At 67.9% G+C, this 17,906-nt stretch carries 1 protein-coding gene (only partly in view); it reads right to left on the bottom strand.

Annotated features, from left to right (window positions below; all coding sequences use genetic code 11):
- Positions 1–17,906: the 5' portion of a calcium-binding protein gene (locus H7687_RS02105; RefSeq protein ID WP_183344596.1), read on the bottom strand. 11,962 nt of this gene lie to the left of the window's left edge; only the first 17,906 of its 29,868 coding nucleotides appear in the window; its start codon is at positions 17,904–17,906; its stop codon lies off the left edge, out of view.

Here is a 17,906-nt window from a genome sequence, read left to right as displayed (position 1 = left end):
CCGACCGAGGCGGTGACGGTCGGGCGCCAGTCAGCCGAGGCGCTGTTCTTGCCGACGGCCAGCGCACCGAGATTTTTTCCGGTGCTGTCGGCGTCGGAGTGGCCGCTGGCGACGGCCCGCACCGTGATGTCCTGGTCGGCGTTGACCGTGGCGCTGTTGCCCACGGCGGCATCGGCCATCGGTTCGGCCTTGGCGCTGGCGTTGTTGGCGTACTGATCGCTGCCGGCGCCGCTGATGGTGATCAGCCCGCCGCTGGCCTGCTTAACTTCGGAGGTGGCGTCGGCGCGGTGCTCGGCTTTGACGGTGACGTTGCTCCCTTCGGTGGTGGAGCTGTCGCCCAGCTTGGCCTGGACGTAATCCGTGGACTTGCCGGAGATGGCCTCGGCCTTGACGGCACCGACGCCGGCCACGCCGAAGGACTCGCCGTCGGCCTTGGCGACCGATTGGTTAAAGCCCTGGGCCTGGACGGTGACGTCGTTCTTGGCGTTGAGGTCGGAGGAGGCGCCGGTGACGGCGCGGACGTCGGCGTAGGATTCCGCCTTGGTCCCGGCGGACTGGACGGAAACGATGCCGGCGCTGGCGGCGTTGGCGTACGCGTCGGCGCCCTTGGCGACCTCGGAGCCGCCGGTGGTCATGTTGTGCAGCGCCTTGATGGTGATGGCGCCATTGGTGGCATAGACGTGGGCGTTGTTGTCGGTCCCGGCGTCGACGTCGGAGCTTACCTTGGCGTTGGCCGTGGTGGCTCCTGCGGCCAGGAGCGCGCCGAAGTCGTCGGCGACTGCGTCGGACTCGGCGTCACCTTCGGAGCGGGCGGTGATGTTGATCCCGCCGGTCCCGGTGGCGTCGACTGTTGCACCCAGCCCCACCTTGGCCTCGATGGATGGGGCGACGGTGGCGTTGGCAGTGCTGAAGGTGGCGCCTACCGCTGCGACGGCGCCGGAGACGGTGTCCGCGTCCGCCTTGTTGCTGGAGAAGGATTCCAGGGTGAGCGAGGTGGCGTCGATATCGGCGCCGGCGTCTACATCGGCCTTGGTCGCGCCGGCGGTGGTGAGCGTCTGGTTGGCGCCGGAGACGGCGTCGGCGCGCATGATGCCGACCCCGCCCAGCCCTTCGACCAAGCCGGAGGCCATGGCCTTGGCGTCGTTGCAGTTGTAGCTCTTCGCACTGACGCCGTAGCCGGTGGAATGGACCGTACCGCCGAGATGGGTGGCCACGGTGGCGTTGGCGATGGCGTCGGCATCGACGCCGGTGCCCCCCAGGGCCGCGCCGGTGACGCCGTTGCCGTAGGCGTCGGCGCCGAGCGCGCTCTCAGCCACGCCGCTGCCGTTCATGTTGTGCCTGCCGGTCAGGCTGATGAAGCCGCTGGTGAGGACGTTGGCGCCGGTGCCGATGGAGACGTCCACGTCGGAGGCTACTTCGGCGCGAGTGATTGCCGCGCCTGCGGCGACGCCGCCCAGTGCCACGGCGGTCGCATCCGACTCGGCATCGCCGCTGGAGACGCCGGTGATGGTGAGGGTGCCGGTGCTGCCGCCGGTGATATCTACGTCGGCCGAAGCCCCGACATACGCCTTGATGTCCGGCCCCACGTACGACTTGGCGGTGCTGCCGGTCCCGGCGACGGCGGAATAGCCGGCCGCGACGGTGTCAGCGTTGGCGTTGTTGGTGGAGGTGGCGGTGATGGTGAGCCCCTTGGCGTCGATGTCGGCGCCGCCCGCCACGCAGGCGGCGGTGAGGCCGCTGGCGTAGAGAGCGTCCGCGCCGGAGATGGCCTCGGCCTTGACCACGCCGATGCCCACCAGTCCGGCGGTCATGCCGTCGGACTCGGAGGTGGCGTTATTGGCGTTGTAGCTGTACGCGTAGATGCTGCCGCCGGTCGACTTGACCGAGCCGCCCACGCTGGCGGTCACGGTGCCGTTGGCGATGGCCCTCGAATCGGCGCCGCCCCCGGCCGCGAGGCCGGCGCTGGCGGTATTGGCCCAGGCGTCGGCACCCTTGTTGATGGTGTAGGTGGTGTCGGTCTCGGACCCGCCGGTACCGTACTTGTTGTTGCTGGCGCTCATCGCCGTCCAGGTGTCGAGGACGACGTTGTGCGCGCCCTTCAGGGTGATGGCGCCGGTGGTGTCGACGTCCGCGCCGCTGGTGATCATCACGTCGACGTCGGAGGTGTCCTCGGCGCGGGAGATGGTGGCGCCGATGGCCGCGGTGAGGCCGATGTTCTTGGCGATGGCGTCGCTTTCGGCATTACTTTCCGCCTGGGCGGTCATGGTGATGGCGCCGGTCATGTCGACGTCGGCGGTGGCGCCCATCGAGGTCTCGACCACGGGGCGGGTGTAGGCATAGGCTCCGGCGCCGGTCCCGGAGACGAAGCCGCCGCCCGGGGTATAGGCCGTGGCATCGGCGCTGCTGAAGCCGGTCGAGCCCATGGTGAGGCCGGTTGCGGCGTTGATGGTGCCGTTCATCTGGGTCTTGGTGCTGCCACTGCCCGTTGCCGTGGCGACGGTCTCGCCGGCGGCGACGGTGAGCGACGCGGAGAATGCTTTCCCCTCGGCAACGGCCACGTTCGACGACTTGGCATCCATGACGATGCCGGCCGCCGAATGGATGGTGGCGCTTCCTACCGTGACGCCGACCGTGGCCGCGGCCATGGCGGTCGGCACCGCCCCTTGCAGGCTCAGGGCGAGTCCGCCGCTGGCGGCGTCCGCGGTAGCGGTCGCGCCGCGATCGGTGAGGCGCCCGGAGTCGCCGTAGTTGTGCTTGGCGCTCAGGGTGACGGTGCCGCCATTGGTGGTGGTGATGGTGCCGCCGCCGATGTGGGTGTCGACGGTCGGCGATACCGTTGCCGTGGCGCGCATGGTCCCCATCGCTGCGAAGCCGAGCGAAAGCCCCTCGGCGGAAGCGTCGGCGTCGGAATCTGAGGTGGCGGAGAGGCTCACGTTGCCCCCCACCGTCACGCTGCCGCTGCCGTCCTTGTAGGCCTTGACGGTGGGGGAAGCGGTCGCTGTCGCCAGGGGGATGCTCCCTGACACCAACCCGCCGCCGGAAGCCTCGGCCGTGGCGTCCGCGTCGCTGGTCCCTTTGGCGGAGATGGTCAGCCCGGTGGCGTCGATGACGCTGCCGTCCAGATGCGCCTCGGTGGTGCCGTTGGCGGTCGCCGTCACGTCGCTGGCGCCCATGGCGAACGCGCCGAAGGAGCTGGTCCTGGACGCGGCGGTGGCGGTGTTGGTCGACGTGGCGTCGATGGTGATCACGCCGACGGCGCCGGTCGCGTTGATGGAGCCGGTGCTCCCCACCTTGCTTTCAACGGTTTGCGTGACGGTAGCAGTCGGCTTGGTGCCGATCCCGCCGCCGCCAAGACCGCCGGTAGGCGCATCGGCGTAGGCGGTCGCGGTGTTGATGGCAGAGGTACGGATATTGACGTTGCCGGTCGCGGTGATGGAGCCTTCGACGTCGGCCAGGGTCGTGCCGTCGGCGGTGGCGGTGTCGGTGGAGAGCCCGAGGGCCGCGCCGACGCTGAACGCGAAGTTCTTGTTGTTGGTGCTGGCGACGTTGGAGGAATACGCCTTCACATCGACCGTGCCGCCGGAGAGGCTCGAACCGGTGCCGGTCGAGGCCTCGCTGCCGCCGGTGTTGTGGGCTTTGGAGACGGTCCCGTTGGAAGAGAGCCCCACGCTGATGGAGGGGGCGTAGGCGGTCGCCTGGGCCTTCCTGCCGGTGGCCCCGGAGCCGTTATGGTTGAACCACGATTCGAGCGTGATGTTGCCGGTCGTAGTGATGCGGCTGTTGCTGCCGACCTTCGCCTTGACGTCGGTGTTGATGTTGGTTTCCACGTAACTCGCACCGGTGGCGCCGAGGCCGCCGGTCACGGCAAGGAGATCCGCCTTCGTGTCGACCTCGCCGTCGGCGTGGATCCAGGCGTTGCCGGTCAGGTCGATGTCGGCGCTGCTGCCGACCGAGGCCGTGACGTCGGAGGTCACGTCGAGGACGCCGAAGTTGGCGCTGATGGCCACCGCGCCGACGGAGAGCGCCGTAGTGGCGACGTCGGCATCGACGTAGGCATTGGCGTTCACGTTCAGGCTGCCTACCTGCGAGGAGGTCGTCTCGCCGATGCGGGTGCTATCGCCGACCGTGGCCTTGGTGTCGCCACTGACGGTGAGCCTGGTGAAGGAGGCCCCGATGGCCCCCGCGCCGGTCTGGGCCTGGTTGGTGCTCAGGTATGGGGTGCGCATGCTGGCCGCGTCCACGGTAACCGAGCCGGCCTTGGTGACCGTTCCGGAAAGGCTCGCCTCCGTGGTGCCGCCGTCGTCGACCACGACCACCGCGGCCCCGAGCCCGACGAAACCGGCCTGCCCCGCGAGCGACAGGACGTCGAGGTCCGCGCCGCGGTCCGCATCGATGGTGATGTCGCCGCCGGCGGAGAGGGTGCCGGCGCTGCTGGCGGTGACGTTGTCGGTCACGTTGATGACGCCTACCGAGGCGCCGGCGCCGACGAAGCCGCCGGAGAACTGGCCCACCATGATGTCGATGTCCGAGAACCCGGTGGCCTGCACGTCGATGTCAACACCGGCATCGATGACGGCTCCCGATGCCACCATGGCGGTCGTGCCCGGAGGTGTCGGGGTGCTTTGCACCATGTCGTTGATGTCGCTGGCGCTGAGCGCATTGTCCTTCATCCCCTTCTGGGCCTGCCCCATGCCCCCCTTGACGTACTCGGTGCTGCTCTTGTTGCCGTCACCGGTGTCGCCGCTGCCGAAGGCATCCATCGACGAGTCGATCACGCCGGTGCCGCCCTCTGCCTGGTTCGCCGCATCCTCGTCGGCGCTCATGCCGGTCAGGGTGTGCTTGATGCCGCTGCCGCCGGACAGGCTCATGCGGCCGTCGAGGCCGCCGGTGAGGGCCTGTTCCCTGGTCCCGTAGAGGTAGAGCTTGCCGGACTCGGTCCGGGTGTAGTACTTGGCGCCGTTTTGCAGTTCGCCGATATTGCTGCCGCCGCCGTTGTCGTAGGTGACCTGGGTGCCGTCCTCGAGCCCGCCGGCATTGTTGATGGAGTCGTCCCCGTTCACGTCGGCCGTGCCGAATGCCGCACCGGCCGCCGCCGCGTTCAGCTTCCGCCCGTCCTTGTCGGTGTAGGTCTTGTCGATCTTCTCACCGATGGACCAGACGTTGACCGTGCCGGAGAGGCCCACGAAGCCGCCCGCGCCGCTCACGGTGAACCCTTCCAGTTTCCTGGTGCTGACGGCGTTGACCTCCACGTCGTTCTTGGCGTTGATGTGCGCGCCGGTCTCCACCTTGGCGGAGACGTTGTTGTTCAGGCTGCCGACATCGACCGCGCCGGCCACGCCGACGAAGCCGCCGGTCACCGCCCCGACGAAGGAGAGGAGTTTCGCCTGGTCGCTGGCGTTCACGTAGACATCCTGCAGGGCATTGCCTTCTTCGTTGACCGTGCCGTCGGCGTCCAGGTCCGCCTGGTTCACCATCGCGTTGGCGCCGATGGTCGCCGCGGTGTTCCCCTTGATGATGCGCACGCCGACGCTGCCTGCCACGCCGACGAAGCCGCCCGAGCCGGTGATGACCAGGTGCGTCACGTCCTCGGTCGAGCTTGCCTGCAGCACGAGTCCGTGGGCCGTCACTGCCGCCAGGTTGCCGTCCGGATTGATGGCGCCGGTCAGCGCGCTGACGCCGTCGCCGTTGCCGAGGGCATCCACGTGGGCGCTGGAGCCGATCACCGCCTGGGTGTCCTTGTTGATGTAGAGCACGCCCACCGAGCCGCCCACGCCGACGAAGCCGCCGGCGATGGCGCCGGAGATTTCGAGGACGCGGGTAGTGTCAAGGGCGGTGACCACGACGTCACTACCGGCATAGACGTTGGCGTAATTGCCGATGGAGGCGGTAGTGGTCGGGGTGAGGCTCAAAACACCCACCGACCCGCCCACGCCGACCGCGCCGGCCGCGATGCCGAAGCCGATCATGACCGCTTTCTCGGAACTTTGCGCCTGCACGATCACGTCGGCGCTGGCATTCACCGTCGCACTGGTCCCGATCTTGGCGCTGGTGGTGCTGCCTGCCACGACCACGCCCACCGACGGGGCGACGCCGACGTACCCTGCCGCCAGCGTTCCGGCGACGGCAAGGTGGTAGAAGTCGTTGCCCGCGCCGACCATCACGTTCTGGGAAGTAGAGGCGTTTGCTCGATCGGTGTTCACCAGGGCTGAGTCGCCGATGTAGGCGCTGGTGGTGGTGGAGAGGACATCGACACCGGCCGAGACGGCCACGCCCACGATGCCGCCGGCGAGGCTCATGGTGAAGGTGTTCATGGAGTCACGGTTGGTGGCGGTGACCGCGAGGCCGTGGAAGGAGGTGGTGCTGGCGAGGCTCGTGGTGCGCCTGCCGTTCAGGGAGTCGTCCTGGACGTCGTTGCCGCCGCTGCCGGTGTTGTGCAGGTCCATCGGCCCCAGGTCCGGTACGCCGACGCTCCCCGAGCTCTTCAGTTGTGAGCGGTCGCCGCTCAGGGCCTGGTTGGCAGTCTGGTCGCTGCCCGCCTCGATGCCGGCCTTACTGGGCACGGAGAAGGAGTGGCCGAGACTGTCGTTGGAGGTCACGTTGACGCGGCCGGCGTCACCGCCGGCGATGGCGTTTTGCTTACTGGTCGATACGTTGTTGGGGTCGTAGTTGTAGAGGGTTATGGTGCCGTCGTTGTTGACATGAGCCAGGTAGTTGGCGCCGTCGGTGAGGCCACCGATGGCGGAGCTGTTGCTCCCCTTGTGGTAGGTGACCAGGTCGCCGTTGGCTAGTTGCGTGTTGCCCATGTCGATCTTGTCGTTGTCGGCGTCGGTATTGCTGACATCGACTTGGGGGCTGGCCGCCATGTGCGCCGCGGAGGTATCCACTCCCGCGCTGATGACGCCGGTCTTGACGATGATGCCGTCACCCTGACCGTCCGCCGTGACCTTGGCGCCGTCGCCGACGAAGGCCTTGGTGTGCTTGATGATGACGTTGACGTTGGCCGCCGCGCCGATACCCACTTCGCCTGCGGCGAGCACGCCGACGACGGCGTTGCCGGTGGTGACGTCGTTGGCCCAGATGCCGATGCTGCCCTCGGCATGGACGTCACCCGCCCCGGCGCTGTCGATCTTGTCATCCGGGTCGTCGCCGATAAAGGCGCGGGTGGTGGTGGTGACTACGTGCACGTCCGCGTTGACCGCGACCCCCACGGTCCCGCCAGCCAGGCCGGCCGATACCGAGGTGAGATCCTCGCTGGAGCCTGCGTTGACTACGATGTTCCCCTCGACGTCCGCATCGACACCCGAGTCGATGTAGGCGTTGGTCTGCTTGCTGATCACCTCGACGTCGGCCCCCACGCCGACCGCCGCAGTCCCGGCCGCGGCCAGTGAACCGGCCACGGAAATGACCGACGTATCGTCGCTCGCAGCCACGTTGACGCTCGGCGCCCCCGCAGTTGCGCCGTTATCGGCGGTGACGATGGCGCTGCACCCGATATGGGCGGTGGTGTTCTCGGTGAGGACGTTGACTGCCGCCGAACCGGCGACCGCGACCTCGCCGGCGGCGCCGAGCGCCGCAGCGATGGAGAGGATGTCCTCGGTTGAGGTGGCGGTGACAGTGAGCCCGTCGCCGCCGTCGGCGTGGACGGTGGCGCCGTCAGCGACTGTCGCGCTCACGTTGTCCGTGTGCACCAGGGTGGTGTTGGCCGCGCCCACCCCGGCGGTATCGGCGGCACCCACGCCGCCCGCGATCATGGTGATCTTGAGATCGCCGTCCGCGCTGACGGTCACGCTGGAGTCGGCGTCGACAACCGCATTAGCGCCGATCTCGGCCGCCGTGGTCGTAGTGATCACCTGTACCGACGCGGAGCCGGCAATCCCGGCCGAACTCCCACCACCAACGTTGGCCGCGATGGAGACGATGTCCTCGTTGGAGAATGATTCGACAGTCACAGCGCCTGTCGATTTCACATCCGCGCCGTCGTCGATGTAGGCCAGGGTATCCTTGGTCACCACGGCAAGATCGAGCCCGGCACCGACACCGGCCCCGTCCATGCCGATGCCGATGGTGCCGGCACCGCTCTTGATGGTAGTGACGTCCCCGGCATGTACGGTGACGCTCTGGTCCGCCTCGGGGGTGAGGGTGGTGTCCTGGTTCACCTGGGCGTCCGCCCCGATATAGGCGGTGGTGTCACTGTTGAAGATGTTGATGCCGGCCGATCCCGCGACGCCGGCGTCGCCCGAGGAGACCCCGGCACCGGCCGCGATGGAGGTGAGATCGACCGAGGTGAGGCCGATGTCCACCGGCAGTGGAGTGATGCTCGCGTCCGCGCTTACCGACAGCGCCCCGGTCGCGTCGACGTCGGCGCTAGCGCCGATGCCCGCGGTGGTCTGGTTGTTGACGTGGTTGATGGCTACCGCCGCGCCGACGCCTGCCGTCTCGGCGATCCCACCGCCGCCAGCCACCGTCTGTAGCGCGAGATCGCTGCAGGCGGCAACCCCGAGGTCGCCGTGGGAAGTGACGTCGCTTTCGGGTGCAATGATGGCGTCGGTTTCCGCCTTGACCACGTTGATGGCGACCGAGGCGGCCACACCGGCATCACCGGTCCCGCCTGCGGCACCCAGCCCCCAGGCGGTGAAGTCGTTGCTCTCGCCGGCCGGGGTGAGCGCCTCGATGGTGACGCCATGCCCTTCGACCGTGGAGCCGTCGCCGTTGCCGCTGACGTCGCCCACGGTCGCCTTGTTGTAGATCTCGGCGTAGTTGAGCGCCACTGTGGCGCCGACGTTGTTCGACTCGGCGGTGGCGTAGGCGAGGCCGAGCGCCTTCGCCTCGGCATCGGTCTCGTTGACCGCGGAAAGTTTCAGTTCCCCGTCTGACTTCACGGAAAGCCCGTCGCCGATCGATGCGGTGTTGTGGGCCAGCACCACGTTGACGCTGATGGCCGCCGCCACCTCGACGCTGCTCGACTCCTCGTCCGACTGGGAGCTCGATTCCTGGTTGGCCGAATCGCTCTCCTCGTTGAAGCTCGGGAAGAAGCTCGCGTAGTCGATGCCGCCCGGGTTCGAGTCGCTCTTGCTGTTGGTGTTGCCGTTGTTGGCCATCTGGTCGCCGACCTGGTCGTCGGCACCCTTGCCGCCATTGGCACTGCTCTTTTCGCCCTTGGCGCTGGCCTGGCTTTCCACCGTGCTGGAGGAACCGGCGTGGGACGAGATCTCCAGCCCGCCGGTCATATCCAGATTGCGCCCAGCCTGGGCGGTCACGTCCTCGAAGTCGACGGCCACGGCCACGGTGGCCCCGACCGCCACGCTCTCACCGGCCGCGTGGGCCTTGGCACTGGTGGTGACGGAGCTGGTCTGCTCGGCGGCCACCTTGCCGCTGCCGGTCGCGGTGATGCCGCTGCCGCTGCCGGTGCTGGCGACGGTGTCGTTGTCCACGATGGAGACGGCAACGGAAGCGCCCACGCCGACGCCACCCTGGGCCCCGGCGTCCGCTTCGGTCTTGACCGTGTTGCTGCCGGTGGCCTCGATGTTGAGGTCGGCGACACTCCCGGTTACGTCGACCGCCTCGATCTCAGCCTTGGTGCTGTTGACGGCGTAGGTGACGGCAACCGAGGCGCCCACACCGGCGGAAGTTCCCTTGGTGGTGTCAGGTGCCGAAGGCTTGGCCGTCGCGGACTCGTCCGTGGTCGAGGTGGCGGTCACTTCCAGCGAGCCGCCGTTGGTGCTGACGGCTTCGTGTGATGCTGCGCGCAGGTCTCCCGAGGCGATGCGGGCATCGGTCACCACCTCGACGATGTTGACGGCGATGGAGCCGGCCACGCCGACCTTGCCCCCGACGCCCGCGCCGGAGGTGGCTTCCGTCGTCTGGGTGTGGGTCGGCGTCGTTTCGCCTGTTCTATCCGCCATGTCCGCCGTGACCGACAGGCCGTGGCTGGAGATGGCGGCTGTCTCAGCCACCAGCGCCACGTTTTCCACCCGCGCCACGTTGACCGCTACCGCGACGCCGACACCGACGCCGGAGCTGTCCGAGGATCCTTCCTCGTCGCTGGCCTCCTTGGCATCCATGACCGCGGTGCCATCGGCAACCACCGAGGCGTCGCCGTTGGCCGAGGAGTGGATGTCGAGTTTGCCGCCGACACTGAGGTTCTCGCTGACGCTGGCATGGGCGGTGGCCTGGGAGACGTTGACGGCTATCCCGGCCGCAACGCCGACCGGCCCGTCGCTGGTGGTCTGCTGGTCGGTCCCCTTGCCCTTGTCGGTGTCCTGGGTATTGAAGCTGTCCGACTTGGAGCTGTCCTTGGTCTTGTCGAGGCCGAGATCCATCACGCTCTGGGTCTGTTCGTTCGACTTGTCTTCGCTCGAGCTGGCCGCTTTCTCCTCGCCCTTGACGCTCGCCTTGGCCCAGACCTCGTTGCTCGAAACGTTCCTGGCCTCGATGCTGGACGCGCCGCTGCCGTCCGCGACGATGACCCGGGCGGTGTCGGCGGCAACGGTAGCGGAGGCGACGTTGACCGCGATGGCCGCGCCGACCGCGACGTCGCTCCCGGCTACCGTGGCATCCACGGTGGTGGAGGTCGTGCCGTCCAGTTCGTAGGCCTTGACGGTGAGGCTGCCGCCGATGTGGAGATCGGTGCCGCTCGTGCCGACGCGAGCCGTGGTGTCGACGTCGGAGTAGCTGACCGCGACGCCGCCGCCGACGCTGGTGCTGGTTCCGGCGGAACCGGCCTCGGCCTTGGTGGTGATGCTCGGGGTGGTGGTCGCCGCGACGCTCAGGTTGTTGCCGCCGGTGAGCACCGCGCCATCTTCGACCTCGGCGCGGGTGGTAACGCCGGTCACGTTGACGGCAATACCGGCCCCGATGCCGGTCTTGGCGGTGGAGGTGTTCTTCGCCTTGGCGCTCGCGCCGCTCGCCACGGTGTTGTCCGCTTTGACCGTCACATCGCCGCTTCCTGCGTCGGTGGATGAGCCGCTTGCCAGGTACGCCTCGGCCGTGGAGCCGACCACGTTGACCGCCACCGCGCCGGCCACGCCGACGTTGGGGGCGCCGGCGCCCGCCACCGCGGAGGTGGTGAGGCTATGGGTCGATTCGGAGAGACGGTGCCCGGTCCCGGAACCGATGGAGGTGAGGTTGATCGCTGTCGGCGTCTCGGCGGTCGCGTCGGCCGCGCTTGCCGCCAGTTTGATGTGGGTGTCGTCGACCTTGATCACGTAGTAGGTATGGCCGTTCTCCAGCCCGCCGATGACGCTGTTGGCGTCGTCGCCCTTGCTGTAGACCAAGGCGTCGCCCGTCTGCCACTCGTTCTTGCCGACGGTGATGCTGTCCCCCGTGACATCGACGTAGCCGGTCTTCTCGCTGTCGCTGACCGGGTCGAAGTTCTTGCCGCGGGCTACCATGTCAGCCGTGACGGTCAGGCCGTCGACATCTATGGTCGGCTGCGTCGCGAGGCCGGCGGCCCCGATGTGCGCGGTGTTGGTCACGTCGGCCACGTTGACGCCGATGGCAACGCCGACGCCGACGCCGGAGTCGTTATCGGCGCCGGTGAACTTGTGGGCGGTGCCGGTGGCGCCGGTCTTCAGATCGATCGCCTTGCCGTTGTTGGCATCGTCCGCCGTAGCGGCCAGCTTGATGTGGTCCGCATCGACCTTGATCACGTAGTAGGTCTGGCCGTCGTTCAGGCCGCCGATCGCCTTGCCGCCGGAGCCCGCGCTGTACTTGATGGGATCCCCGGCGTTCCAGCCGTGCCCGACCAGCTTGATGCTGTCGGCGTCCAGGTCGAGTGCGTACCTGGCATCGGTGGTGTCGGTGATGGTCGGGTCGAAGGTCATGGTCTTTTCGACCACCAGCGTGGCGCTGCCGTCGGCCTTGACGATGGCGTCGCCGTGGGCCGCGCTGTGCACCTTGAGGCTGCCGCTGCTGGTGAAATTGGCGAGGACCGCCGCTTCGGCCTTGGCATCGGAGACGTTGACCGCGATGGCCGCAGCCACGCCGACCGGACCGTCATTACTTTCCTGCTTGGTCCCCTTGTCCTTCTTGGTGTCGGCGCCCGAGCCGGCCGCCTTGTCCTGGCCGAAGCTCAACTGCTTGTCGGTCTGCTCCTGGGAAGAGGCGTTGCCCTGCTTGTCCTTGCCTCCGGTCTTCGCTTCGCCCTTGACGCTGGCGATGGCGGTGGTTTCGCTCCTCGCCGAGGTGCTGGCCTCGACGGTGGAGGAGCCCGACGCGCCGGAGAGGTTGCGCTCGGTGGTGGCGCGCGCGCTGTCGGTCATCACGTCGACCGCGATGGCGACGCCGACGCCGACGTCCTCACCCGCGGCCTTGCCGTCGGCGCTGGTGACCGTCCTGCCGTTTTTCTCGCTCGCCTTGATGGTGACCGCGCCGCCCAGTTCCGTGGCAGCACCGGTCCCTAAGCGCGCGGTGGTTTCGGTGTCGCCGTAGGTGACGGCGACCGCTCCGCCCACGCTGGTGCTGTCGCCGTGCGCGCCGGCCTCGGCCTTGGTGGTGATGGTCGGGGTGCTGGTCGCCTCGATCTTGAGTGCGGCGACGCCGTCCAGGGTCACGCCGTCCTCTATCTCGGCGCGGGTGTCGAAGGGGGAGACGTTGACCGCTACCGAGGCGCCCACCCCGGTCTTGGTCCCGTCGTTGGTCTTGGAGGTAGCGCTGGCCAGGCTGGTCGCGGTGTTGGTGGCGCTGATGTTGAGGTCGTGCCGGGCATCGCTGCCGCTTTCAGGGACGAACAAATCGACCGTCGCGCCGGACGCGACGAAGGCTGCCGTTTTCGCGGTGACCACGTTGACGGCGAAGGAGCCGGCCACGCCGGTCCCCTTGGCGCCCGCGCCGGACTTGGCATCGGCGGAAAGGGTGTGGGTCGAGTCGCTGCCGCGCGCCTTCATGTCGGCGCTTATGGTGAGGTCGGCCGCGTCGATGTCGACTGCGCCGGTGTGGGCGGTATTGGTGACGTCGGCGATGTTGACCGCGACCGCAACGCCAACCGCGGTCCCGGAATCGCCGGTGCTCTTGGCGACCGTGCTGCCGTCGGCCTTGACCACGGCGTCGCCGTTGGCGTGGCTGGCAATGGTCAGGTCGCCGTCGCTGGAGAAATCACCAAGGACCGCCGCCTCGGCCTTCACCTCGGAGACGTTGACCGCGATGGCGGCGGCGACGCCCACCGAGCCGTTGCTGGAGGATTGATCGCTCTTCTTGGCTTTCAGCGTCTGGCTGGTGCCGCTCCCGGCGCTGAGATCGAGCGCCGTCCCGCTCTTGGCGTTTTCGGCGGAAGAGGCGAGCTTCACCTTGCTGCTGTCGCTCCCCTTGATCACGTAGTAGGTCTTGCCGTCTTCCAGCCCGCCAATGGCGCTACCGCCACCCGAGCTGTAGGTCACCGCGTCGCCGGTCTTCCAGTTGTTCTTGCCGACGGCGATCTCGTTGCTGGAAACTCCGGAGCCGTCGAAGGTCTTGTCCATGTCCTTCGTGTCGGCACCCTTGGCGCCGGCAAGCCCTGCCGCCTGGTTCTTGGCCTTGTCGCTTTGTTTCTGCGAGCTGTTCTTGTCGGAGGACTGGTCCTTGTTCTCCCCCTTGGCGCTGGCGGTGGCCGTGGTCGTGGTCGATGCCACCGTGGTCGCCTCGACCGTGGATGCATCCGTCGCTGTGGTGCTGAGGTCGCGCTCTACCGTAGCGCGAGCGCTGTCGGTCATCACGTCCACCGCTATGGCGACGCCGACGCCGGTGTTGGCCCCCTTGGCGGTCCCGTCCGCCTCGGTGACCGTGGTTCCGTTCAGTTCGCTCGCTTTGACGGTAACCGCGCCGGTAAGGCTGGTGTCGGGGCCGGCGCCCACGCGGGCGACGGTTTCGGTGTCGCCGTAGGTCACCGCGACGGCGCCGCCGACGCTAGTGCTGGTGCCGGCTGCACCGGCATCGGCCTTGGTGGTGATGGTCGGCGTGGTGCTTGCCTGCACGTCGAGCTTGCCGGCAGCGGTCACGGTTACGCCGTCCTCGATTTCCGCCGTGGTGGAGATCGGGGTCACGTTGACCGCGAAGGAGAGTCCGACGCCGGTTTTGGATCCGTCCTTGCTCTTCGAGGTGGCGTTGGCGCTGGAATCGGTGTTGTTGGTCGCCGTGAGGGATAGATTATCGACCCCTGCGTTAACGACGGAACCAGCGGCGATAGTGGCGCCGGTCGTGGAGCCGACCACGTTGACCGCCACGGCCCCGGCCACGCCGACGTCAGGCGCGCCGGCGCCCGCAGTCGCACTAGCCCCGAGGGTGTTGGTGAACTCGGTCAGGGTGTGTCCCGTACCCGTGCCCGCCGAGGTGAGATCGATCGCCTTGGGCGTTTCTGCCAGCGCATCGGCCGCGCTCGCCGCCAGTTTCACGTGGGTCGCGTCCACCCTGATCACGTAGTAGGTCTTGCCGTCTTCCAGACCGCCGATGACGTCATTGCCGGCAGCACCTTTGTGGTAGACCACCGCGTCGCCGCTCTTCCAGTGGTTGTTGCCGACGGCGATGCTCTCCGCTGCAGTATCCACGTAGCCGGTCTTGGTGTTGTCGGTACCGGGGTCGAAGGAAAGTTCGTCCCCGGCCATGGTCGCGGTCACAGTGACGCCGTCGCCGGTGACCGTCACCTCATGGCTGGCGTCGCCCAGGTGGGCCGTGTTGGAGACGTCGGCGACGTTGACGCCGACGGCCACGCCGACGCTGTCGCCCGAGCCGCTGCGGGAGACGCCGGTCAGCTTATGGGTGCCGCCTGTGGTGCCGGATTCCAGATCGACCGCCTTCTTGTCCTTGGCGTCCTGCGCCGAGGCTGCCAGCTTGATGGTGTCGGCATCTACCTTGATCACGTAGTAGGTCTGCCCGTCGGTGAGCCCCTTGATGGCGGTGCCCCCGGCGCTGCTGTAGGTCAAGGGATCGCCGTCGCGCCAGTTGTGCCCGGTGGCCGTGATGGTGTTGTCGGTGTAGTTCACCGCACTTACCGGGTCGATGCTGACGTCCTTGGTGGCGACGATGGTGGCGCTGGCATCGGCGTTGACGATGGCGTCGCCGTTGGCCTTGCTGGCCACGGTGACCTTGCCGCCGCTGGTGAGATTGGCGAGCACAGCCGCATCCGCCGACACGTCGGAAACGTTGACCGATATGGCCGCCGCGACCCCGACCGGCCCGTCGCTGCTGCTTTGCTCGGTGCCCTTACTCGACTTGGTGTCGGTGGTCGAAGGCGCCTTGCTCTGGGCGAAGCTGCGCTGATCGTCGGTCTGCTGCTGCGAGGTGGTGTTCCCCTTCTTGTCCGCGCCGCCGGAATCCTTCTCTTCCCCCTTGGTGCTGGCGAGAGCCTTGGTTTCTGAGCGCGCCTTGGCCGTGGCGGTGATACTCGCCGCACCGGCCGCGTTCACCTGCCGCTCGCTGGTCGCCTTGACCACGTCGCTTGCCGCCGTGAAGGCAAACACGATGCCCACGCCGACCGAATCGCCCGCCACGGTCCCGTCCGCCGAGGTGGTCTCGCTCCCCTCTTCCGTGGCGTCGATGACCAAGCCGCCGCCGACTGTCGTGGCGCCGCTCTTGGTCCCGAGGCGTGCCGTGGTCGAGTTGTCCGCAATGGTCAGGGCGACCGCACCGCCGATGGCGAGGTCGTCACCGGCCGCGCCGGCCACCGCCGTCGTGGTGATGGTGGGATCGGAGTCGGCCGTGATGGACAATTTGCCCCCGCTGGAGATGGTGGCGTCGTTGGCAACCTCCGCCGCCGTATCCGTGGTGGCGATGTTGAGCGCAACCGAGGCACCCACACCGTTTTTGGCGGGGTCCGCGTCGGTCTTGGCCGTGGCCGAAGCGGTTGCGGTCACCTTCTGCGCGGCGCTGACCGTGAGGTCGCCGGAAAGGGTGAGGCTGGCCGAGGAATCCACGGTGGCCTCGTACCGGCCCGTCGCGATGTTGATGGCAAGTGAGCCGGCGACGCCGGTATCCTTGGCGCCTGCCCCCGAGGTGGCCTGGGCGGAGAAGGTGTTGGATTTGCCGGCCGGCGTGGACGCGTCCACCGTCAGCGAAGCGGCAGCCAGAGTTCCTTTCAGGACCTGGGCCGTGTCCGTTACCTTGGCCGTGTTGATGGCCACCGCGATGCCGACGCCGGTTTCCCCGGATGTGCTGGTGCCGTCCGCGTCAGCCGTGCTCACCACCACGGAACCGGCGTCGATCACCGCGTTGCCGGTCGAGACGATGGCGGTCTGCTGGCCGGCGTCCTTGGAGCCGATGTAGGCCGTAGTGACGACGTCGGTGTCGGCTACGGCAACTGCGCCTGCGAAGCTGATATCGCCGTCGCTGGTGCCGGCGCCCTGCTCATCGAGCACCTGCTCAGACTCCGGTCTCTCCTCGCCGGTCTTGCCGCTGGACGTCTTGCCCCCTTGCGTGGACGTCGCGCTCACCGTGTTGCTGACGTCCGATGCCGCGGTGATCTCGATGCTCCCCACGCCGCCGTGTACGTTCCCGTCCACAGATGCGCCCGCCAGGTTGTCGACGTCCGCCACAGCGACTGCCCCGCCGATTGCTGTCGGGTTGCTGCTGCCATCGACCACGGTATCGACCTTGGTTGTGGTGACGGATTTGACCTTGAGCGACCCACCCGCGAGGAGGGTGTTGCCCGAAATGCCTGCCACCGCGCTGGCATCCACCACGGCCACTGCGACGCCGGCATCGAGGGTGCTCAAGATTCCCTGGGCGGTCGCCTTGCCCTTGACGGTGACGTCCGAGGTCGCGCTGATGTCGATGCTGGTCCCGATCAACTGCGAGTTGCCATCCACGGTGACCGTCGCCGTCGAGTCGACGTCGATCCAGGAGAGGGCGCCGCTTTCATCGGTGGCATTGACGGTGGAGGAGGCGGAAATATCTATGCTGCCCGCCTGCAGCGTGGCGTTGTGCACCACGACTTGCGCCGTTGAGGCCCCTTGGGTGTGCCCGAGCAACCCGGCGGGGGTCGGCGTGATCGCGCTATCCGCATCGAGGGTGATGCTCCCCGCGTTGACGGTCACACCGGAAACGGTGATGCTCTCCGCGTCGATTTCCAGCGCCCCTGCGAGGGAGATGTTGGAGTTGATGCTGATGCTGTCCGTGCCCGCGCCGCCGTCCACAGTGAGCTTGGTGGGGGTCACGCCGATGTTGACGGTTTCCATAGCGGAGCCGCTGACGGAGACCGTGGTTCCCGAGACGGAGATGCCCATGCTGTCATCGCCCGCGGTGCCGATGACGGTGACCTCGCTGGCCGATACGAAGATGGGCTCCAGCCCTTCATAGGCAAGCTGTCCGCCGTCCAGCATGATGGTGCCGGAGTTGGGGCCATCCGCGGTGAAGCAGGCCTGCTGGTGCTCCCCTTCCAGCACCAGGGTGTCGAAGCCTCCCGCGCCGCCGTCGACCCCGCCGGAGACGCCGCCCGCCGCCTGGACCGTGAAGGTGTCGTCGTTGTCGGCCCCGCCGGCAAGGTTTTCCACGCCCGAGAAGGAGACCTCGCCCGCCGCGCTCCCGGCATCCTGCCCGCTCACCGTCCACTGCGTCGCCGCAGTCCCGCTCACCGCGAGCAGGTCGTCGCCCAACCCGCCGTCGAAGACGATGCCGCCGTCCAGGCTGAAGGGCGTGCTCAGGTCCACCTTCAGCCTATCGGCCCCCTCGGAGCCGGTGATGACCACCCGGCCGGTGTCCGCCAGCGCCTGTTCCGCAATGACGCTGGAGGTCGCGTTGTCTATGATCTGGATCTTGTCGTTGTCGCTATGGAGAGTGACATCAAAGGCGGCGGCGCCGCTGAAGGTGAGGTCACTGGAGAGTAACAGCCGTGGTTCCAGGGGTTCGATCTGAAGCTTTGCCTTTGTCTTCTTGGGGGATTTCTGCTTGTTGGAAGAACACGTGGAACCGCTCCCTGTCGACTTGCCGGATCTAGGACACAT

Source organism: Geomonas paludis (genome assembly GCF_014193585.1).
Lineage (GTDB): Bacteria > Desulfobacterota > Desulfuromonadia > Geobacterales > Geobacteraceae > Geomonas > Geomonas paludis.
The sequence above is the reverse complement of the archived record's forward strand: the minus strand, read 5'-3'. Positions and strand labels throughout refer to the sequence as shown.